This is a genomic window from Micropruina sp. (assembly GCF_047602085.1).
Lineage (GTDB): Bacteria > Actinomycetota > Actinomycetes > Propionibacteriales > Propionibacteriaceae > Micropruina.
On sequence record NZ_JASGID010000002.1, the window covers coordinates 1,046,043 to 1,066,887 of the forward strand.

At 67.4% G+C, this 20,845-nt stretch carries 18 protein-coding genes, 1 tRNA gene and 1 pseudogene; 10 read left to right on the plus strand and 10 right to left on the minus strand.

The genetic code is table 11. The features are described 5' to 3' along the window. Nucleotides 1-3 precede the first annotated feature (3 nt). From QM721_RS05525 to QM721_RS05540, 4 genes and pseudogenes are all read right to left on the minus strand, one after another. Nucleotides 4-513: pseudogene (locus tag QM721_RS05525) on the minus strand (DUF3322 domain-containing protein); the annotation flags it as partial. Continuing rightward, entirely contained in the window at nt 510-3,989 is a 3,480-nt protein-coding gene (locus QM721_RS05530) for an ATP-binding protein (RefSeq protein WP_415119783.1), read from the minus strand. The pseudogene QM721_RS05525 and the gene QM721_RS05530, both read right to left, overlap by 4 nt. Next, nucleotides 3,986-4,663, minus strand: a complete 678-nt coding sequence (locus tag QM721_RS05535) for a DUF4194 domain-containing protein (RefSeq protein ID WP_415119785.1) — start codon at nt 4,661-4,663, stop codon at nt 3,986-3,988. The genes QM721_RS05530 and QM721_RS05535 overlap by 4 nt, the downstream gene beginning before the upstream one ends. Next, on the minus strand, nt 4,660-6,132 hold the full coding sequence (locus QM721_RS05540; RefSeq protein ID WP_415119787.1) for a DUF3375 domain-containing protein: 1,473 nt from the start codon (nt 6,130-6,132) through the stop codon (nt 4,660-4,662). Before QM721_RS05540 ends, QM721_RS05535 begins: the two co-directional genes overlap by 4 nt. 313 nt (nt 6,133-6,445) lie before the next feature. Between QM721_RS05540 and QM721_RS05545 the strand changes: the two genes are divergently transcribed. Further along, the gene (locus QM721_RS05545) at nt 6,446-7,618 is read left to right on the plus strand and encodes a Fic family protein (RefSeq protein ID WP_415119789.1); all 1,173 of its coding nucleotides are present in this window, start codon (nt 6,446-6,448) and stop codon (nt 7,616-7,618) included. Nucleotides 7,619-7,949: 331 nt separating this feature from the next. Here the strand turns inward: QM721_RS05545 and QM721_RS05550 are convergent, their stop codons facing one another. From QM721_RS05550 to QM721_RS05570, 5 genes are all read right to left on the minus strand, one after another. Continuing rightward, the gene (locus tag QM721_RS05550) at nt 7,950-10,310 is read right to left on the minus strand and encodes a TOTE conflict system archaeo-eukaryotic primase domain-containing protein (protein ID WP_415119791.1); all 2,361 of its coding nucleotides are present in this window, start codon (nt 10,308-10,310) and stop codon (nt 7,950-7,952) included. Nucleotides 10,311-10,471: 161 nt separating this feature from the next. Next, nucleotides 10,472-11,041, minus strand: coding sequence for a dihydrofolate reductase family protein (locus QM721_RS05555; protein ID WP_415119793.1), 570 nt, complete (start codon nt 11,039-11,041; stop codon nt 10,472-10,474). Between the two features lie 107 nt (nt 11,042-11,148). After that, entirely contained in the window at nt 11,149-11,397 is a 249-nt protein-coding gene (locus QM721_RS05560; RefSeq protein ID WP_415119795.1) for a hypothetical protein, read from the minus strand. Nucleotides 11,398-11,460: 63 nt separating this feature from the next. Beyond that, the gene (locus QM721_RS05565) at nt 11,461-12,363 is read right to left on the minus strand and encodes a nucleotidyl transferase AbiEii/AbiGii toxin family protein (protein ID WP_415119797.1); all 903 of its coding nucleotides are present in this window, start codon (nt 12,361-12,363) and stop codon (nt 11,461-11,463) included. Further along, on the minus strand, nt 12,360-13,241 hold the full coding sequence (locus QM721_RS05570; RefSeq protein WP_415119799.1) for a type IV toxin-antitoxin system AbiEi family antitoxin domain-containing protein: 882 nt from the start codon (nt 13,239-13,241) through the stop codon (nt 12,360-12,362). Before QM721_RS05570 ends, QM721_RS05565 begins: the two co-directional genes overlap by 4 nt. Nucleotides 13,242-13,645: 404 nt before the next feature. Between QM721_RS05570 and QM721_RS05575 the strand changes: the two genes are divergently transcribed. From QM721_RS05575 to QM721_RS05590, 4 genes are all read left to right on the plus strand, one after another. Continuing rightward, a tRNA-OTHER gene (locus QM721_RS05575) sits at nt 13,646-13,775 on the plus strand. Nucleotides 13,776-13,943: 168 nt separating this feature from the next. After that, entirely contained in the window at nt 13,944-15,533 is a 1,590-nt protein-coding gene (locus QM721_RS05580) for a TROVE domain-containing protein (RefSeq protein WP_415119801.1), read from the plus strand. Continuing rightward, on the plus strand, nt 15,526-15,804 hold the full coding sequence (locus QM721_RS05585; RefSeq protein ID WP_415119803.1) for a hypothetical protein: 279 nt from the start codon (nt 15,526-15,528) through the stop codon (nt 15,802-15,804). The genes QM721_RS05580 and QM721_RS05585 overlap by 8 nt, the downstream gene beginning before the upstream one ends. 101 nt (nt 15,805-15,905) lie before the next feature. Then, nucleotides 15,906-16,460, plus strand: coding sequence for a hypothetical protein (locus QM721_RS05590; protein WP_415119805.1), 555 nt, complete (start codon nt 15,906-15,908; stop codon nt 16,458-16,460). Nucleotides 16,461-16,638: 178 nt separating this feature from the next. Here the strand turns inward: QM721_RS05590 and QM721_RS05595 are convergent, their stop codons facing one another. Next, nucleotides 16,639-17,124: a hypothetical protein gene (locus QM721_RS05595; RefSeq protein WP_415119807.1), complete on the minus strand. Its 486-nt coding sequence runs from the start codon at nt 17,122-17,124 to the stop codon at nt 16,639-16,641. Here QM721_RS05595 and QM721_RS05600 point away from each other — a divergent pair. The 5 genes from QM721_RS05600 (at nt 17,090) to QM721_RS05620 (ending at nt 20,795) form a co-directional block, all read left to right on the plus strand. Then, a complete protein-coding gene (locus QM721_RS05600; protein WP_415119809.1) occupies nt 17,090-17,494 on the plus strand; it encodes a hypothetical protein in 405 nt (134 codons plus the stop codon). The two genes, QM721_RS05595 and QM721_RS05600, sit on opposite strands and share 35 nt — an antisense overlap. Nucleotides 17,495-17,816: 322 nt before the next feature. After that, nucleotides 17,817-17,981 (plus strand): hypothetical protein, encoded by a 165-nt coding sequence (locus QM721_RS05605; RefSeq protein WP_415119811.1) that lies wholly within the window; start codon nt 17,817-17,819, stop codon nt 17,979-17,981. A gap of 61 nt (nt 17,982-18,042) precedes the next feature. Further along, nucleotides 18,043-18,684 (plus strand): MIP/aquaporin family protein, encoded by a 642-nt coding sequence (locus QM721_RS05610; RefSeq protein ID WP_415119813.1) that lies wholly within the window; start codon nt 18,043-18,045, stop codon nt 18,682-18,684. A gap of 425 nt (nt 18,685-19,109) precedes the next feature. Further along, nucleotides 19,110-19,628, plus strand: coding sequence for a TspO/MBR family protein (locus QM721_RS05615; RefSeq protein ID WP_415119815.1), 519 nt, complete (start codon nt 19,110-19,112; stop codon nt 19,626-19,628). A gap of 129 nt (nt 19,629-19,757) precedes the next feature. After that, nucleotides 19,758-20,795: a YwqG family protein gene (locus QM721_RS05620; RefSeq protein ID WP_415119817.1), complete on the plus strand. Its 1,038-nt coding sequence runs from the start codon at nt 19,758-19,760 to the stop codon at nt 20,793-20,795. The last annotated feature ends 50 nt before the right edge of the window (nt 20,796-20,845 follow it).

Here is a 20,845-nt window from a genome sequence, read left to right on the forward strand (position 1 = left end):
GACGGGTAGCTGGCGGCCGAACAGACCCGACTCGGGGTGGTCGAGAAACCACTCCACGACGGCGCACAGCCGCGTCTCGTCGTCATCGCTCAGCTTCAGCAGGGCAGCCACCAGGCCCGGCAGCGCTTCGGCCATTGCGGCGGTTGGCCAGCGCGCACGCAGCCGCTCGCTGACCCCCGACAGCCTGCGCCAGGGGGTCGACGCGCCGGCCAGAGCCGCCACGGCGTCCGCGCCGCGCACCGTCACACTGGCAGGCAACTGTTGGGTGCCCAGGCTGCGCCAACGCACCTGGCGCCAGGCGATGTCGACGCCGGGCGGGAGCGTGGCCGTCCTCCAGGCGCCCACCCAGCGGATCACGGCGGCTGTGTCGGCGACGGCGATCGTCTCGGTCGGTGGCTGCAAGGGATAGCCGAGTTCGAGGCTTGCGCCGAGGTCGTCGCTGCCGAGCCAGCGGCGATTACCGGCCCGATACTTGGTCACGGCCCAGGCCTTGAGGTCGGCCACGGTTCTCACACCAGATTCTCCTGGTGCCCATCCAAGGTTGGCTGACCGGGGGGCCGTTGGGCGTCGGATGGTTCGCTCAGGGTGGGTTGGGCATCGGACGGTTCGCCCAGGGTCGGTTGGGTCGCGGACAGATGGCTGCCGGAAGGCTCGGTTGAGTCGACCCGTGCACCGTCGCTCGGGATCCGCTGGGTCTGCTCGGCGTCCTCGAACAGCATCACCTCGAACCGTGACCCGACGCCCGGCTCGTTGAGCACCACCGCCGCACCGCCGACGTAATCTTCCAGGGTCTGCAGCATCTTCAGCGGGGTGGCTAGCACCAGTTGAAAGCCGAAGCTGCGAAAGACGTCCAGCCCGGCCCGGGTGAACGCCGGGTCGGTCTTGTCGAACGCCTCGTCGAGCACCACCAGCCCGTAGTTGGGTTGGTCGTCACCGTCGCGGGCCAATTGATAGCGCAGCGCCGCCGCCAGGCAGAACACCACCAGCTTTTGCCGTTCGCCGCCCGACAGGCCGCCGGCGCCGGTGTACAGGTCGACGACCCGGCCGTCGCCGTCGCGCACTTCGGCGACGAATTGCACGTGCAGCCGGGTGTCGAGGCACTGGTTGCGCCAGCGCTGATTGATCGGCTCTGAGGAGGCCAGCCGGGTGAGCAGATCGCGTAGCACCACAAATCGCTGCTCGGCGGCGGTGCGCGCCTCGCTGCTCAGGTCAGAGCCCAAGGCATCCTCCAGCGAACCGGAGGTGATCTCGGCCAGCGTGCGCAGAAACTCGGTCACCTCGGGCAGCCGGCGGTCGTCGACCCGCACGTGCAGATGCCTGCCCGGGGCGAACTCGGTGCGCAGCAGCGACGCGTTGATCGGATCGACGCGTTCGCGAATCTCGCGGCGGGAGTTGTTCAGCACCTGCGCGATGGCTCCGATGTTGTTGCGGGACTGGCTCTGCAGCAGGTCGAAGAAGCGGTCCTCGAACTCGGGCAGTCGGTCGGCACGCAGGGCTTCCAGGATCGTCAGGTAGTCGGGCAGGAAGTCGGCCTGAATGGCCAGGTCGGCGGCGCGGGCGGGCCAGTTCTGCTTGTAGTCCTGCATGATCCGCTCGGTGCGCCGATGGTTCTGCTCGAGTCGTGCGGTGACCTTCTGGGCGGCCGACGCCAGGTCGTGGGCGATTGCGCGGGCGGCGACGTCCGGTTCGTCGGACGCCTCGGCGAACCGAGTGGTCAGGGCGGCGTGCGTTGCCGGCGGCACCGGCGGCAGCGGGGTGAGTTCCTCGCTCCAACGTGCACGACGCTCGGTGAGGGCGCTCCACCGGTGCCGCACCCCGGACTGCTCCTCCAGCAGGCTGCGTTGCAGCTTCTCGGCTTGCCTGACCGCGGATTCGGCCACCTCGAAGGCGTTCAGTGCAGCCGCCAAGTCGGCATTGGTGGCCCGCAGCCTGGCCGCCCGGGCACGGGTCTGCTCGAGCTGGAGGGCCACTCCGGCGCGGTCGAGTTCGGGCCACTCCATGCTGGCCAACTGGTCGAGCTCGGCAGCCTGTTGCTGCCTGGCGTCACGACGCTGCTCGGCGTGGTCGCGTTGGTTGCGGGCGCCCTGCTCGGCCTCCTGCGCCTCGGCGATCGCGGTCTGCAGTGCGTCTCGTTTGGCATCGGTGGATGAGCCGAGCGCCCAGAATCGGCGATCGTCGACCTTGGTTCGGTCGTCCTTCTCGTGCCGGGTGGCCGAATGCCGCACCTGCCCGGTTCGAGTGACCCCGCGCTGCACGGCACGCAGTTCGGCCACCGAGCCGACACAGGCGTAGTCGAATCGGGTGGCCACGGTGGCGCGCAGCCAGCCGGCGAACTCGCAGTCGACCACGTCCAGCCGCAGGGTGAGCGAGCGCGAATCGGACGGGGTGCCGGCCTCGCGATACGAAGACGGCACCCGGTCGTAGCGCAGCCGCAGGCCCAGATGTCGCTGTTCGATCAGCTCACTCACGTGTGGGTACAGGTCGTCCGGCACCAGCAGGGTGCGGGCGAACGAGTACAGCACCCGCTCGATGGCGCCGGTCCACTCGGCGTGCTCGGCATGCACAGCCAGTAACTCGCCGGCGAACGGCAGCCGCTCGCGCGGCACCCGGGTTGAACGCAACAGGTCGTCGCGAAGCGCCAGCAGGCCGGGCTCAATGGTCGATCCTTGGCGGTTCAGGCTGTCGAGATCGGCTTGCAGCCGCCGAAGCTGCTGTTGCGCGTCGGCGTGCGCCCCGCTCAACGAGTAGCGTCGCTCTTTCTGCTCGGTGGTCTCGGCCAGTTCTGCCAGCCGTGCCGACACGGTCGCCTGGAACGCGCTCCACTCCGCAGCCGTGTCGGGCAGGGTCAGTCCGCAGCCGGACGCGAGTTGCTCGGCCCGGGCCCGTTGCCGGGTGACCCGCTCCAGCCGCTGTGCCTGGTCGTCGGCGTCGCGCTCCAGGGCGGTGAGTTCTTGACCGCCCAGTCCGTCTACGGCGCTCTTGGCGGTGTCACGGTCGCGGCGCCGCTCGGCCAGGGCGGCGTCGGCTCGTTGCACCTCGATTTCCAGGCCAGTGAGGGTGTCAGCGAGCTGTTGCTCCTGCGCCGCGGAGCGCTGCAGTTGCAGGTGCAGCCTGACGGCGTCGAGATGCAGTTGTTCCTCGGCGAGGACGGCCTGGCGCGACTCCAGCTCGCCGTGCTCGACGGCGATCTGCTGCAACGGGTGCAGCGTCTCGACCTGGCGCCGCGCGTCGACGACGGAGGAGTGCGCGGCCGCCAGCTCTTGGAATTGCGCGATCGCCTGCTGCACCAACTCGAAGGTGTCGGGCGCGTCGAGCATGAACTCGCGCAGCAGCGTGTCGAGACTGGTCAGGCTCTTGGCGGACTGGGTCTTGTGCAGCAGCCGTTGCGCCTGGTCGGAGGCCAACCCGAGCCGGCGCTGCAACCGGGCCGCGAACGGCGGGTAGGTGGGGGCGACCGGCCAGGTGGGGTGGGCCGCCTTCAACTGGCGCTGCTGCAACCCGTTCTGGGCGAACGGGGCGAGCGTGAGCAGCTCCACAGCCTCGTCGGCCAGCACGAACAGCGAACTCACGTCGGTGACGGCGTTCGCCCCGCGGGCCAGATGGAACAACCGGATCAGCGTGGTCAGCCGGCCGTCACCGTCGTCGAAGGTGAGCGCGATGCCGCTCCAGGTGGCGCCCGGCCGCAGGTAGGCGGTTGCGACCTCGCCGCTCTCGGCGTCCGCTTCACGCTTATGGGCACCGCGCACGTACGACAGCAGCGAACGGGCTCGGTCGGTGACCCCGCCTTCTTGCGCGGCGGCGTTGAACTGCAGCCATTTCGGGTGCACCAGCACCGCCGCCAGTGCGTCCAACAACGACGACTTACCCGACCCTGACGGGCCCGTGACCAGGAGCCCCGAGCGGGGCACCGCGAGGTCGAAGGCGCCGTTGAACGTGCCCCAGTTCACCAACTGCACCCGCCGCAGCCGGTGCTGACCGTCGAAATTCATGCTGCACCGCCTGCCCTGGTCAGATCGCCATCGTCGCCGGGTTCGGCGACCCCGGCCAGGGCGCGCAGTTCGCGCGCGACGGCCAACACCTGGTCGGCGTCGAACACCATGGCCAAGATCGGCGAGACCTCGTAGCGTCCCTCCTCGGCGGAGCTGAGCAGCACCGAGTTCTTCTTCAGCTTCTCCACCGACGCGTTCACCCGTTTGGCGAAGGTGACCCGGTCGGTGCTGCTGGCGGCCGCATACACGCCGAGGTGGTCGTCGATCTCGTCGCGGCCGACGAAGACCCGGCCCTCGGATGCCTCGGCCCGCAGCAGCAGGTCACGCAGGTGCAGTACCAGGGCGGTGTCGATCAGGGTGAGCGGGGTGCTGCGGATCACCTTCGGCAGATCGCCTTCGAGGTCGTTGCGGTTGCGGACGAAAGCCAGCCCGGCATCGGTGTCGATCACGAGGTCGAGGAACAGGTCGGCCAGCCGCTGCCTGATCACCGGCTCGTCGGCGAGCAGCGCCGGCCACAGCTTCGGGTGCCGCTCGCGCATCAGGTAGGGGCCCTGCAGCAGTTGCACCAACGCACGGCTGGTCGATTCGGGAAGACCCCCGGGGGCCGCCGGGGCGTCGGTCTCGTCACGCTGGGCAGCAGGCAGGATGTCGTCGTAGGCGCGGCGCGCGTTCATGCCGTTCTCCACTCGTCGGGAACATCGTGAAAAACGTAGCGGGCCACACTGACAGATCTCGGAGCACCGGTCACCCCACGCCAGGTGAGGTTCTCGACGCCGTCGGCCCGGCTGCCGGCGCTGTGGGCGAGCAACAGCAGCCCGACCACCGAAGCCAGCCCCTGGCTGGCCGGATGTTCGCTGAGCACGTCGGCGATGCTCGCCACCCGTCGGCGCTGCAGCACATCGACCACGGCACCACGCAGCTCGGCGAAGTCGATCTCGCTCTCGCGCACCTGGCGCCGCAGCGTGGCCAGATCGAGCGGCGCGGCGACGTGCTCGGTCACCGGCTGGGCGGTGCGGACGTCGGCCGGGTTGTGCAGGCCCCACGAACTGATCGAGCGCATCGGCACCGAACTCGAATCGAGCACGTACCCGGATGGGTCGAACAGCCGGGCCACCCTGGACGCCGCCACGGCCGCCGACTGAGCCTGCCCCAGCGCTGTGGCCAGCCGCCGGTGTTCCCGGTAGGCGTGGGTCTCGACGAAGCGCCGCAGGCTGCGCGAGAACCCGGTCATCACCTGGCGCACGCTGGTGCTCTCGCGCTGCAGGGTGGTGAGTAGCCGGCGCAAGAACACCACCTCGTCGCGGGTCAGCGCCGCGGTGAACTCACGCGACAGCACGCTGTCGACCGCCTGATCGAGGGCGACCGCCTGCTCGGGGTCGAGCACCAAGGAGTGGAAGGCGGCAAAGGTCCGCCCGGCCTCGGAGTTCTCCAGCAGGTCGACCCCGGCGAACACCTCGTCGAGAATGTCGCCGCGCGACCCGGACTGGCCGATGATCTGTTCCCGCAGCCCCCGGTTGAGCTCTTCCAGTGCCGCGCTGACCTGTCCGAAGTCGTCCGGAATCTCGGCGGCCAGATGCACGATCTCGGTCAACTGCTCCAGGGCGAGATCGTCGCTCAGCGGGGTGTAGCGCCCGGCCTCGACGGCAGCGATCTCGGCGTCCAACAGGTCACGTTGCCGTTGCAGGTTCTCCAGCCTGGACGCCTGCTCGGGGTCGGTGTCCATCGCCAGCCGGTTCAGAAGTTCGGCGAGGTTGCTGAGGCGTGACGAAGTGACCGCCGAGTGCGGCGACTCAAGGTCGGTCGCGAATCGCAGGGCGCGGGCGGTAGCCGGCGACGGCTCGATGATCTCTTCGCGGGCCTCGCCGGCACGGCGGATCAGAAACCCTTGCCGCACCCACTCCGACAGGTAGTCCTGGGCAGTGCGGGGCAGGTCGAAGCCGGCGTCGCGCAACACGTCCAGGTCGTCGGCGAGCAACTCGAGGAACTCCGCCGACGGCCAACTGCGGCGGGTGCCGGTGAAGCGTTCGGCGAGCACCGCCACCAGCACGGGCAGCAGGTCGGCGCGCAGCAGGGCCAAGCCGGCGTCGGCGTCGCGCAACCGACGCAGCCGTGCGGCTCGTGCCACTACCCGATCACTGCTCATCACTCTCCGAACCTCGCCAACAGGGTAAACGCGGTGACCGACAGTTCCGGTGCGCGGGCACGATCCGGTCGTGGATGTCTGCTCAGCGCGGTTGTCGGCTTCGTTGCTGATCGCCGCGACCCTCCATGCTCATGCGATCGACTCGGTGGCGACGATGGCCCCTTGCCATCCGCGTGCTGGGGTCGAGAGTCGCTGTTCGGCCTGTCGGGCGGCCGATCCCATTCGGTCGATGTCCTTATGTCTCAATCATTGCGACATCGGCGGGCGAGATCTACTCTGGATGTCCTAATAATTAGGACATAAGGACATCGTCATGCGAAGCCTCTTCGAGTCACCCGACCTGGGCCTCGACGATCTGGCCGTCATCGAGGAGATCGGCCAGATCCGCGAGCGCCTGGCGTCGGTGCTTCGCGTCCCTAAGAGGTGGGACGGCGGGCTGCGCCGCACGGCCCAGGCGCGAGCGATTCAGGGATCCAACAGCATCGAGGGTTATACGGTCAGCGACCAGGACGCGGCCGCCGCCGTCGAGGACGAACCGCCGCTGACCGCGGACGAGCGGACCTGGGCAGAGATCATCGGGTATCGCCGGGTGCTCACCTACGTGCTCAGCGTGGCCGCTGACGCGGAGTTCACCATCGACGAGAGCATGCTCAGATCGATGCATTTCATGCTGTTGGAACACGAGCTCGCCAAGTCCCCTGGCCGCTACCGCACAACCTCTATCTACGTCCGCGACGATCGAACCGACCGCAACGTGTACGAAGGGCCTGAGTCAGAGGATGTGCCGGGGCTGATGCGCCGACTGGTGCGCGATCTGCAGAACTCCGAGGGCGAGGCCATGGTCCGGGCCGCCATGGCGCACCTGAACCTCGTCATGATCCACCCGTTCCGGGATGGAAACGGCCGCATGGCCCGCGCCCTGCAAACCATGGTGCTGGCCCAGGACCAGGTGCTGGAACCGACCTTCAGCAGCATCGAAGAGTGGTTGGGACATAGCACCGACGACTACTACGCAGTGCTGGCTGCGACCGGGGGCGGCGGTTGGCATCCGGAACGCGACGCCCGCATGTGGATCCAGTTCAATCTACGAGCCCACCACATGCAGGCACAGACTCTGCAGCGTCGGTTCGCCGAAGCGGAGCGCCTCTGGGGGTTGATCGACTCCCTGGTGTCTCAGCACGGACTTTCTGACCGGATGGCCGAGGCCTTGTTCGATGTGCTGCTCGGGTTGCGCGTGACTCGACCGTCTTACGTCAAGCGCACCGAGGTCGAGGAGCGGACGGCCACCCGTGACCTCGCTCAACTCGCACGATTGGGACTGTTGCAGCCACACGGACAAACCCGGGCGCGGTTCTATACCGCAGGTGCGCCGCTGGTCGAGAAGATGCGATCGATCCGTAGTCAGCGTGAGCCGCTGGTCGACCCGTACCCGAATCTGGTCGCCGGGATCCGTGCGGCGGCCGCGAAGGTCGCACGTCCGTTCTAGTGCCCGGTTGCGAAGCCCGGTCCGTTCGCGTCATGCTGGCGCTCTGCCAGCGCTACGAGGACGCCTTGGGCGAGCTCTACGGGTGATTGCGTAGGCCGCTCGGAGATCCCGGCGTTCGCCGGGATGGCCGTCGATGGGGACAGCGGGAGCTAATCGGGAGCCTCCTCATGGTTCGGCCGGGGTGAGTTCCCCAGAGGGCGATTCGATCTCGGCACCAGCACTGGATGCGCGGGGGTAGGTGCATGATCTCGTGTTGGGGGCCGAAACCGGTCCCCGGAGCCGGCATCGTTTCACGATGCCGGGATCGTGCCCAACCAATCGGTCGGTTCTCTCACACCGAAGTGCCGTCCGGCCTGACGAAACCAAGCGAGCGATATCCCGGCATTCGCCGCCGCAGGGATGTCGCGAGGATGGGTGCCAGAACGTCGTGGTAATCGTGCACCTCGGCCACCTCCTTGCCCGGGAAGGTGCGGATGATCCGCCCCGCGCATTGAACGAGATGCCCGTCGAAGCTGATCGGCCCGGCAAGGAACAGAGTGTCGAGTGCGGGCGCGTCGAAGCCCTCGCCCATGAACGGCGTGGTTCCGATGACGAGGACGCCGTCGCCGGCCTTGGTGTCCGCCAACCGATCGATGACGGCTCGACGGTCGGCCACAGCCATCCCGCCCTGCAGGCGCAGTGGAACGTGCCCGCGTTCTGACAGTGCCTTCGCAAGGGTGTCGATGTGGGCGACGCGGCGAGTGAGCACCACGCAGTTGCGTCCCCGTTCAAGTGCGTCGACGACGTCGTGCACGATCTGGTTGTTGCGGGTGGCATCGTGGATGAGGACTCGCTGCAATTCGGCGTAAGCGCCCGGTTCGGACAGATCGACTTCACCGTGTGCGAAGGCGGTCTCATGCAGATGCAGCCGCAGTAGCGGGCCGCGCTGGGGTTGCACATCGAGCAGTGTGTCCCGGTCGCGCCTTGCATCGAAAGTGTGCCGGACGGGACCGAGTTGCCAGGTCACCAGATCCGCCAGTCCGTCGCGGCGGTTGAGAGTCGCTGTGAGGCCGAGCCAGTACCGAGCGGCCATCGGTTTCACCGAGTGTTCGTAGGCGGCCGCACCCAGGTGGTGACACTCATCGACGATCACGTGGCCGTAGTTGACCGTGAGGCTTGCGACGTCATCACGCCTTGCCAGTGACGGCAGCATCGCGATGTCTATGACTCCGGTGAGCTTCTTGCGACCACCACCCAGTTGGCCGGGGCGAACACCCAGAAACTGCTCGATCTGCTTGCGCCATTGCTCCGCAAGCGCCTTGCGATCGACCAGAACGAGCGTGGATGCGCCACGCTCGGCGATCATGGCGCACGCCATCACTGTCTTGCCGGAGCCAGGCGACGCGACCAGAACCCCGTCGTCGTGCGTGAGCAATTCGCTGACCGCGGACGCCTGCGCGTCGTGGAGTTCGGTCGCCAGGCTGACCTCGATCTCGGAGCCTGACTGCCGCAGATCGGTGACGTCCAAGCGGGTCCCCGACCGGTCGAGCACCTCACCGATCGTGTGCCGCAGCCCGCGAGGCAGGATGAGTCGATCATCCAGCGTCAGGTCATAACCGCGGACGAAGCGGGGCGTGTCCCAGGTCGACTTGCGCAACCGCTGCAGCTCGTAGAACTTCGGGTTCGCCATGGATGCCGCGTGCTTGAACGTGGCGAGCGCGGCCGGCGTTAACTGCCCGGTGGGGATCGCCAGCCCGGCACCGAGTTCGGCCCGAACAACCGGCGGTAGCGGTGGGTGCACTTTGGTGGCCGCCGATCGCTCGATCACCTTGACCTCGACCCCGGTGGCGTGGCGAGATGCCTCGCGTGCGAACCGTGCGACCTCACCCGGACTCAGCCGGGCGAGTGTGGACAGGAAGGCCCATTGATCCGGATGTGGTTCCAAAGTGGCCAGATCGAGAAAGACGGTCAGTCCATTCGCACGACGGGTGCCCTCAAGGGGCGCGGCGATCAGGTTGCCGAAGCTGCCCTCCGGTACGACGTCCTGATTCGGGAACACGCGATCGTAGGATCGCAGGTCCATCGACCCGCGCAGCACGATGGCTTCATGGATCAGCCAGCTTCCGATCGCTCGGGCAGAGGATGCCTGCACCGGGCCGGAAAAGAAGATCCAGACGTGCGCGCCTCGTCCGGACTGGGACAGTTCCAGGGCTACGGGAATGCCCCGGCTCCGCGCAGCCTTCGCGTAGGCGAGGGCGTCCAGCATGGCGGCCGGACCGTCGAAATCGGCGGCCAGCCAGTGGCATTCACTGCCTGACAGGAGCGGATAGAGCCCAATGAAGACGTCGCCACTGAGGTGAGCGACGAGGACATCAATGGTCAGCTGCAGATGCCGCGCGCGCTTCTTGTCGGCGACGCGACCCCAGCCCCCTGCCACCGCTGGTGACCAGCCGCTCCGCCCGGTCCGGTGGTTCTCCCATCGAAGGGCATACACATCCCGTCGTGCCCGGAATAGGTCGGCATACAACGCGAGCTTGTCGGCGATGGGGGAGTCGTGGGTGACCAGGCCGGGCCGGTGTAGAGGAATGGCCGGTTGTTCGTCCGCGGGTGTCGTGTCGCCACGCAGTTCCAGCAAGCGCGACAACCGAGCATTCTCCTGGCGAAGGCGTTCCAGTTCGCGCACTACTGCGTGGGGTAGCTGCAGGGCATCCATCGAGACCTCCTGGCCCGATCATTGCAGCGCGGGTGCAGCAAGCGGTCGCGCGATGAGCGGGGCAGACCCCATCTCGACAGAGGCAGAACGAAAGTCTGAACATGGCAAAACGAAACTCAGGTGCCCCTTCGTGGGGCGGCGCGGGGGGAAGGACGAAGCCGTCAGGCCGGGGCAGGCCTGGGCCGGAAGCGCAGGGCGACCGCCCCCGACCCGAACTCCCGGCGATGCACCAGTTCGAGTTGGACGCGTTCCCGCAGGCCGGCGAGCAGCGTCGGCCCGTGTCCGGCGAGGACCGGCTGTATGACGAACTCATACTCGTCGATCAGGCCCAGATCGGCCAATGCCACCGGGAGTGTCACACCGCCCACCCAGAGGCGCTCGCCCGGCTCCTGCTTGAGCCGCTGCACCGCTTGTTCGAGGTCGCCCTGTAGCAGGTCGGCGTTCCAGGCGACGTCGTTCAGCGTGCTCGACACGACGTACTTCTTCGCCTGGTCGATGGCCTCGGCGAACGGAACCTCCCACTCGCCCATCCAGTCGGGCCAGGTGCCCGAAGGCGGACGCCGCCACGCCGACTCCATCATTTCGTAGGTCACCCGGCCGAACAGCAGCGGGTCGGCCCGGGCCATCTCATCGGTCCAGTAGTGCATCGACTCTTCGTCCGGAGGAAGCCCGGCTTCGTGATGGCAACAGCCGTCGAGCGTGACGTTGATCGAGTATCGAAGTGTTCTCATCTCGCTGCTCCTTGGATGCGCGCCCCAGGTTCACCGGACCGTACTCGGCTCAGTCGACGCTCACAAGGCTTCCCTCAATGGCTGCGGTTGCCCGGATCGGGCGCGCGCTAGACCGAGGCAGCGGCTGGCGTCGTCAGCAGTTCCGGGACGATGAGTTGCACGGCGACCCGGTTGCCGTCGCGTCGCACCGCCCGAGCTCGAAGATCTTCGCCGTCGGCGTCGGTCACGAGCAGAATGTCGCTGGGTTGCGGGTCGGACGTGAGGTCAGTTGCTCGCGGACTCTGCGAGATCAGACAAGTGACGACAAGATCCGCCCCGACTCCGTTCGGGTCGTAGATCAGGTCGGCGGTACTCATGCGGTCCAGGTTAACTCTGTCCGGTCGGGTAGCCTCGTGGAGGCGGGTCGCTTGGTGGGTCATTCAGACCCACGTGCAGGTGCCGGGGTTCCACGAGCAGCCGGCCACCCTGCCCCGCAGAACAGGATCAACGAACTCTCGCATGAGTCCCCGCGCCAGTTCGACGGTTCGGTGGTTGGTACAGGGCGACACGTTCCTCGCTTCGCTGGCGTATCGCCGTCCCCAGGTCGGAGGAATGGTGAACTCCACCAGCGATGCGAGTGAGCGCGCACGCGCTTCCGCATGGATGGCGCGGGCCATTCTGTCCGCACTCATGGTCTGCGTCTTCGCGATCACGACAAGGTCCACAAGGTCCTTCTCGCGGCTGGACGGCCGGCCGTTATAGTCGGCCATGGTGGCGCATACCTTGTCGGCCACCTGGTCTGTGATCGGGTACAGCCGGTAGTCGGTGCTCGGAAGCCTGGGCAATTCGAGACCGTTTGACGGCGCCATCACCGTCGGCTCGTCGGTGACCACGACTCCGACGACGAGGTCGACGTGGAGAGGTTCCTTCCTGTCGGGACCGATGTAGACGGCAAAGTCGACTCGGTAGCCTTCGGCGTAGGTCTGCTGATCGGCACCCAAGGCCGGTCGGTGTCTCAGATAGACGAACCGGAAATAGTCGCCCAGGTCGATGCTGGCCGCGAGAATGAGCTGCTCAAGGGCGGCGTCGAGGGTGTCATTGACACGATAGAGATCGACGTCAGTCGTGCGTCGACCGGACGGAACCCGGGCGAGGATTCCAGTGCCGCCCTTGAGGAGCCAGTCAGCGTTGCGATCGGAGAAAATGCGACTCAGAAAGCGCCGAAAGTGCTCCTGGCGAATGCGGTCCTGCGTAGACATGGATCCATCCATGGCGAATGCCCGTCGTGCCGCGTCGCGAATTGCCGCCTCGACGGCTGCGGCACTTCGGTAGGGCTCCGTCATGGGCCAGCCTCGCTCGGCAGCGTCTTGCTAGCCTCCGGCGTTGTGCTGATCTGTGCCAGTCTGAGCCAGTCAAAGGCCCTCAACTGCGCCGCGAGCGCCGGCTGCGTGGTCTGGGCAGGGACTGCGAATGGTGTGGATTGTGTGGCCTTCGCGGTGTGCACCAGATAGTGCCGAGCCACGAGCGCGCCCACACCGTCGAGAGCCGCTATCTGTGACGCGATCGTCTCCTGATCAAGGCCCGCAATGGCCAGCAGTTCATCGACCAGCGCCGCCCCGTCGTCCTTGCTATGGCCGTTGCGTCGAGCGAGTGGCGCCAGGTTCTCAGCGAGCCGCGCCAGGTCTAGTTCGGACCGCAGAATCGCCTCGCGCAGCGCGTTGGCAACGACCGACAGGTCGGTCCGACCCTCGACGAGATCTGCGATGGTTCGCTCTACCGTCGTCACAGGCAGCCCTTCGCGAATGGTGACATCAGTCTCGTCGAACTCGCGCCACCGATAGTGGAGATCGGCTCGTTGCGTTTGGCGTCGAACCGGCGCGGAGAGTTCGGTTCGGTTCGACCGAAGGTCACCGATGTCGTGAATCCAGGCTGCGGTCTCGCCGGAGACCACGATGCCGCGGTGTCCATCGCTGAGTCGGTCGCTAGCGAGTCGCGAGGGTTCGCTGCTCAGCCATGCCGCGCGGACGTCGGCAAATGTGCCGCTGGGTGCGCCAGCGTCCCGATACACACCGTGGGCGAGTCGGACGAGGTTGCCGGATTCGGTCAGCCGGGAGAGGCTGAGTCGAGTGACGCCGTGCGCAGCAGCCTGGGCGGACGTGACCATGCCCCACTGTGCGGCAGTCAGCTCCGCCAGTGTGGCAAGAGCATCCTTCGACTTCATGCTTGAAGTGTATCTGTCTATTGGATACAAACCAAGATACTGTGGATCCTCACGGCCATCTTGAGGAGCGCAACGGCTCCACTGTTCTGGCTGGTGCACCTGTGATCGGGGTAGCCCAAGCCCATTCGCAGGATCTCCCATTTGACGCAGCTGTGTAGACCCCTACACACTAGTCCGCGTGTCAGGTGGGCCGGAGGTCGTCGGTTATCTGAATCGTGGGTCCGAGGTTCGAGTCCTTGCTGGCATTTGCCAGTAGCTCAGGTGGTAGAGCAACGAATCCGGCGGCCAGTTCCATGCCCGCCTGGCACCCAACAACTGAAGAACATGAGGTCGGGTGGGCCGGAGATCATCGGTTACCACTTCTCATGGGCGGGTTGCGGGTTCGAGTCCCGCCGTCATTCGTGGCGTAGCTCAATCGGCAGAGCAGCTTCCGGTGGTCATCACCACGCCCGCCCGGCCTCACGCAATGACGGCGGGCCGACGTGCTTCGGTTATCTGGAGTGCCGGGTTCGATTCCCGGAACGGAGCGCACCACACGCCCGCCGTCCCCGAAACCGCGACGCGGGGACGGGCCGGAGTGGATCGGTTACCTCTACCTTCTCAGGGATGGTCCAGGAGTGGACCAACCCGGCGCAGGCCGGGTCCCGCCCGGTCCGCACAACACGCCCGTCCCCGCCCGCACATCGAAAGGAGGAACTGAGAATGGACATTCTGCGCATGCTGAACCTGCGCCGGACCCCACAGAGCGAGGCCGCCGACCCCAAGCAGGTCGTGAACTCGGCGGGTGGCTACGTCTTCGAGTTGGACGACGCCGCGCGGCTGCGCCGGTTCCTCACCCTCGGTGTGGACGGCGGCACCTACTACGCCTCCGACCGTGCCCTGGCGATCGAGAACGCCGCGGTGCTGACCCGGATGGCGGCGTCCGACCCGGAGGGGCTGGTCGCCACCATCGTGGACGTCTCGACCCGCGGTGCGGCGCCGAAGCAGAACCCGGCGCTGTTCGCGCTGGCCTACGCGGCGTCCGTTCCTGAGGCGGCTCCGGCGGCGTTGGCCGCGCTGCCGCAGGTGGCCCGGACCGGTACCCACCTGTTCCTGTTCGCCGGCTACGTCGAGCAGTTCCGCGGCTGGGGTCGTGGCCTGCGGCGTGCGGTGGCCGGCTGGTACACGTCCAAGGACGCCGACCGGCTCGCCTACCAGGTGGTCAAGTACCGCCAGCGTGAGGGCTGGTCGCATCGCGACCTGCTGCGGCTGGCGCACCCGGCGACGTCCGTGCCGGCGCTGCGGGACACCTTCGAGTGGGTGGTCCGCGGCAATGTCGGGGCTGAGGTTCCGGCTCTGGTCACGGGTTTCGCGGCGGCGCAGCAGGCGTCCGACGCGGCGACCTGGGCGCGGCTGGTCCGCGAGTACGGCCTCAGCTGGGAGATGCTGCCCGACCGGGCGCTCACCGAGCGCACGGTGTGGGATGCGCTGCTGGACGCCGGCATGCCGCAGACGGCGCTGATCCGTCAGCTGCCGCGGCTGACCGGTCTGGGCATGCTGCCGTTGCTGGGTGGCCGGACCCGTGAGGTGGCCGCACAGTTGGCGGATGCCGAGCGGCTCAAGCGGGCCCGGGTGCACCCCATGAATGTGCTGGTCGCCCAGCGCACCTACGCCTCGGGCCGATCAGCCCGCGGTTCGGGGGCGTGGAAGCCGACCCGGCGGATCGTGGACGCCCTGGACGCGGCCTTCTACGCGGCGTTCGGTGCGGTCGAGCCGTCCGGTAAGCGGATGCTGCTGGCGGTGGACGTGTCCGGCTCGATGGGTGTGCCGATCTCCGGCATGCCGATCACGGCGCGCGAGGCGTCCGCGGCGCTGGTGCTGGTGCAACTGGCGACCGAGCCGGAATCGAGTGCGGTCGGCTTCTCGGGTTCGTTCGGCCCCGGAGGCCACACCGAGCTGAAGCCGTTGGCGATCTCGCCGCCGCAGCGGCTGGACGACGCACTGCGGGTGGTCGACGCGATGCCGTTCGGTCCGACGGATTGTGCGTTGCCGATGCTGTACGCGGCGGAGCAGGGCCTCGCGGTTGATGTGTTCGTGGTCTATACGGACAACGAGACCTGGTCCGGTGAGGTGCATCCGCACCAGGCGCTGCGGGCGTACCGGGAGAAGACCGGGATTCCGGCCAAGCTCGTGGTGGTCGGTATCACGGCGACGGGTTTCAGCATCGCTGATCCGGACGACGCCGGCATGCTCGACATCGCCGGGTTCGACGCGGCCGTGCCGAACTTGATCACGGAGTTCGCCCGTGGCTGATGCGCTGAAAGGAGGCGGTACCCCTGCCAGGGGTGCCGCCTCCCGTGCGTCACGCGGCGGGGGAGTGTCGGACTCCCGGGCCGCGCGGGCGCGGGAGTTGCATCGCAAGGCAGTTGAGGCGGACGAGCTCGCGGCCCGGCAGCGGGCGGAGCGGGACGCGTTGATCCGGCGGCTGCGGGAAGACGATCCCAAGCGATGGAGTTATGGGGTGCTGGCTGCGGCGATTGGGTGTAGCCGGGAGCTGATCGCACTGGTGGTGAAGCGAGCGTAGCCTTGGCCGCGTGTGCGGCGCCGAGTCAAGTCCAGTTGCCGCTTTCGACTTCCGGATCCCCCTGTCCCCTTTGGACCTGAGCTGTTGGAGTTAGCGTCCCGTTGGAATCATCCGTCGAGTCGATGTTCCGAGCCTCCGACCGCCTCTATGTAGATGAGTCCAAGGCGCGTGGGTACTTCGTCGTGGCAACAGCATCGGGGGTGGGGCCGGTGTCGGCATCAGAGAAGATGCTCCGTTCACTCCTCAAGCCTGGTCAGCGTCGCATCCATTTCAAGAGTGAACGCGACAGCCGGCGCCGCGAAATTCTTGCCCGTATGAACGAACTCGACGTACGCGTTGCGGTTTGGGTCGCCAAGGGTCTGCCTGACAGGGAGGCGCGACCGCTCTGCCTCACGTCGCTCACCCAAGAGGCGGTGCGGGGACGCGCGGCGCAGCTGTTTATCGAGAGAGACGACTCAATCATGCAGATTGATCGGCGCCTGATCGCTGGTGTGCTGCGGCAGAACCGTTCGTCCGAACTCCAGTATCGTCATGTTGCCCCGCATGAGTGCCCGCTGCTGTGGGTGAGTGATGCGGTCGCCTGGTGTTACTCAAGCGGCGGCGATTGGTTGCGTAGGACGGAACAGCTCGTTGAGGCTCGCGTGATCAGGCTGTAGAAATGCGTGAGCCTGGCTCGTCGTACCGTCCGGAAGACTGCCAGGCTCTGAGGGCTACTGCCCGCCGCACGCAACAGTGTAGCGCGCTCCCTCCTGAATGGATGTCCGGATCGTCGCGTCAGTGGTCAGCGAGCATTGGGATGCAGTTGTCGCCTCGACGCGATCGGCCGGCCCAGGCTCACCAGTCGCTGATCGGATACACCGCACCGCCGGCGGCCACGGCGCGCTTCTGCGTCTCTATCGTGTCCTGGAAGTAGATGGCGGCCTCGGTCCGATGTGCCTCAGGGATCTTCTGGGTGAGCAGGTATTCCTCGAACGAGTAGCCCTGAATGGCGTAGGCCATCAGGCGTCCGATCGCTTCGGTGTCCATGCCCACGCTGTCGTCCCGATCGCCGGAGGTCTCCGGCGGCGTGGCTGAGTCCGGTGGAGCGAGCTGGTCGAGAAGTGCGAGCGCGTGGGCGTACTTGGCCTGCAGCCGGTTGCGGGCGGACGCCGGTAGCGTGGCGAGCCGCTCGGGGTTGGTGTTGTCCCAGATGTCCGCCCGTTTCACCGCCACGGCCAGATCGGTGGACGCCACCCACCGGTAGTAGTCGTCACCCTCGCCGTCGCGCCGAGTGAGGGCGTCCACGATGGCGTCGCTGAAGTCGTCGCGCAGCTCGTCCAAGGTGACGTCGCTTGTCCTCGACCACGTCGTGCAGCCACGCCACGCACACCGCGGCCGCCCGACCGTCGACCTCCGCGACCCGGTCGGCGACTCGCCGCGGATGCTCGATGTAGGGCCGTCCGACCTTGTCAACCTGCCCTTCATGGGAGGTGGTGGCGCGCCGTTCGGCGGTCGACAGGGATGCGAAGGCCGCGCGTTCGCTCAGTGGAACGTCGACGGCGTCCGCGATGTCGCCTGGGTCGATGCTGTACACGTCGACCAGCGCCTGCACGGCGGCGCCCGCGGCCCTTCGCAGCTCGCCCTGCCCGCCGTCGATGCCGATCCACCAGTTCGGGTTCCTCTTCGACGGGCGGGTGAACCCCAGCCGTAGCAGTTCCTCGTTGCTGCCCCAAGTAGCGTGTCGCCACTACTCCGGCCGAGGCCATGGCGAACGCCGGCACAGCCACCGGCTCCGGCCAGGGTTTCGACGTAGAGGAGGTAAGTGCCTCCCGGTAGGGGGCGTGTGGCCCTGGTTTCGACCAGCTCAACCAGCGCTGGTTACGTTGGTCGGCGCTTCCCTGGTTGCCCGAGTAGACCGGCTCGACCCTGCGTGGCGTGGCTTTGGGCGACGCGGAAAGTCTGACTGGACCAACGGGTTCTGACGTGAGCCGGCCGGCCGGGCTTTCGATGATCGTCCGCTCAACAGGTCCTTCGTGGACGACCGCGGTTGTGGCGTGCTCGACGCTGCGGTGTGGCACGTCCGCATGCTGAGTGCAGTGGCGACCGACCCCCCGATCGGCAATAGTGGTCGCAGGCTCCTGCCATCCGACGACGAACAGCGTGGATTGCAGGGGCTCTCGTACGCGTTCCTGCTCTGACAAGGGCAGGAGCGTGCCTTCGCTCCCTACCGGGAGCCTGGAGAATTGAGGAAAGAAAGTCATGACTGGTCTTGCGCGCAAAGCGCTTGCCGAAGCAATCGGAACCTTCGTGTTCGCCTTCGCGGCCATCGGCGCTGTCAACAGCGGCAGCGAGCTGACCCCGCTCGCCATCGGCTTCGTGCTGACGGTGTTGGTCTACGCCACCGGGCACATTTCGGGTGCGCACCTGAACCCCGCCGTATCGGTGGGCGTGTGGCTGCGTGGCGCCATCGACCTGCAGGGCATGCTCGCCTACATCGGCGCCCAGTTGGTCGGGGCGGCCCTGGCCGGCGCGCTCAGCTTCGCGGTCTGGCCGCTGGGCCAGCCCACGCCGGTGCAGGCCGGGCCCGCGTTCCTGGTGGAGGCGCTGTGGACGTTCGTGCTCGCCTTCGTGGTGCTGAACGTTGCCACGTCGAAGGACCACCCGAACAACTCGTTCTACGGTCTGGCCATCGGTTCGACGGTCTTCGTCGGCGCCGTGGCGGTCGGCGGCATCTCGGGCGGCGGCTTCAACCCGGCCATCGCCCTCGGCCTGGCGATCACCGGCCAGTTCGCCTGGGGCCTGTACTGGCTCTACCTGATCGCGCCGATCGTCGGTGGTGCGGTGGCCGCGCTCGCGTTCCGCCTGCTGAACCCCGACGACACGATCGAGGCAGCGAAGTAGTTCAAACACAGACGAGGGGCTCGGCGAATCGCGCCGGGCCCCTCGTGCACGTCGACGTGGTTCGCGCTGAGCACAAAGGCTCGTCGGTGGACCGGGCCGCGTCCGTGATCTGCTGTTGCTCGGCCCGGTCTAGCGGACGTGCTGATCAAGGCCATCGCCGCCGGTTGAGTGTGTCGAAACCCTTTGCCCCAGCGGCAATAGTGGGTCTCGACAGGCTCGACCAGCGAGGAGTCGGTGTTTCGCTGGCGGACGTGCTGATCAAGGCCATCACCGCCGATTGTGCGTGTCGAAACCCTTTGCCCCAGCGGCAATCGTGGGTCTCGACAGGCTCGACCAGCCGATGGCGCAGGCTCCGATCAGCGCCTCCTAGGGTGAGCCGGGTATCGTCGTCCGTGCCCGCCCACTCGACGAGAGAAGAGGATCGCGTGCCCGAGCATCAGCAGAACCAAGCCCCCTCATCGGGGCGTCGCAATTTCGCTGTGATCGGCGCCGGAGTCGCCGCTTGTGCGGCGATCGGCTCATTGCTGAGCGATCCGCGCAGCACCTGGTACGAGAACCTGAAGAAACCGTCGTGGCAGCCGCCGAGGGCCGCCTTCCCGATCGTCTGGACCTCGCTGTACGCGATCGTCGCGGTGTCTGCTGCGACGACGGTCACCCGGTTGGAGTCCGCGGGGCGGGGCGCCGAGGCGTCCGGTTTCCGGCGGGCGCTGGCCACCAATCTGCTGCTCAACGCCGGCTGGTCGGGGCTGTTTTTCCGGGGGCAGAACCTGCCCATCGCGACGATCGGCGCCGCAGTGCTCGCGTCGTCGTCAGCCGGCCTGGCCAAACGGGCATCCGCGGTCGGGCCGGGTCCCGCCCTCGGGCTGGCCGGCTACGCGGCCTGGTGCGCGTTCGCCACCGCGTTGTCGGGCACGGTTGCCGCGCTCAACCCCGAGGACGAATGAGGCCCGTCGCGGACGTCCCGACTGCGCATCTCCCTCGGGCTCGGCTCACTCCGGCTTGGCGGCCGCGATGCCGACGGTTTTGTGGCCGGCTCGAAGTCGGTGTCGGGCAGATGCGGCTAACCTGACCACATGCGCCTGGCTTCCTGGTTGTTGACTCTGCTGGGCGTCGTCGTACTGGCCGTAGCGAGCATGCCGTTGTGGCCCAGAAGCTCTCGGCTGCGCCCCCCGTCGGGCGGTGAGGCCGCGATGCTGGCGGTGCTGGGGCTGGCCTGCCTGGCGGCGGCGTGCCTGTTCATGCTGCAGGCGCGGCGCGCCGTCCGGGCGGACCAGTTGAGGCAGCAAGGAGCGGCAGAAGCCCAGAGGCTGATCCGGTCGGGGCTGTTCGACGACTACGTCGAGCTGACCCAGCAGCCCGTCGTCCGGCTCGAGGAGGCACCTGGCGACACGCACGCCTACGCCACGAACCTCGGTGGCCCCTTCTATGCGCCACCCGGCTTCGACTGGCCACGGACCGCTCTGGGGCAACTGATGCTGCCGCTGGCCCAGCTTAACTTTGCCGAATTGCCGCGCCTGCCCGGATTTCCCGACAGCGGCATGCTGCAGTTCTTCATCGCGGACGAAGATTCCTACGGCATGGATCTCGACAACCTCACGAGCCAGACGGGGTTTCGAGTGATCTACCACCGTGAGGTGGGCGAGATCACGCTGCCCAACCCTGTGCCAGTGGCGTCGGACGCCGAGGGCCTGCCCTTTCCCGACGCGTTGCGACTTGTCGCGACGCCGGCGAGCATGGTGATGCCTGCCTCCGACTGGCGCTGCACAGATGCCGTCGCGGCCAGTTGGCGCCGACACCTCGGCCACCTCGGTGAACCCTCGGCGGAGGTCGTGCGGGGCCTTGTCGATGCTGTGGCAGAGGCCGGCTACTCCGGGAGCGACGATCGGTTACTGGTCGGCGGGCACCAGATGGGCGGCTACCCTCAGTTCACCCAAGAAGACCCACGCGAGGGAGCGCCCCAACTGCGGGGGCACACCACGGTGCTCTTGCTGCTCGACTCGACCGGATCGGTGAACTGGGGCGACGCCGGCGTGGGCTGCTTTCTGATCGAACCACAGAGGCTGGCCAATCGTGACTTCTCGAACGTGATGTACTCCTGGGACTGTGGCTGAGCAGGCGACAGGTGGGACGGCTCCGGTGCAGGTTCCCGCGGGCGCCGATG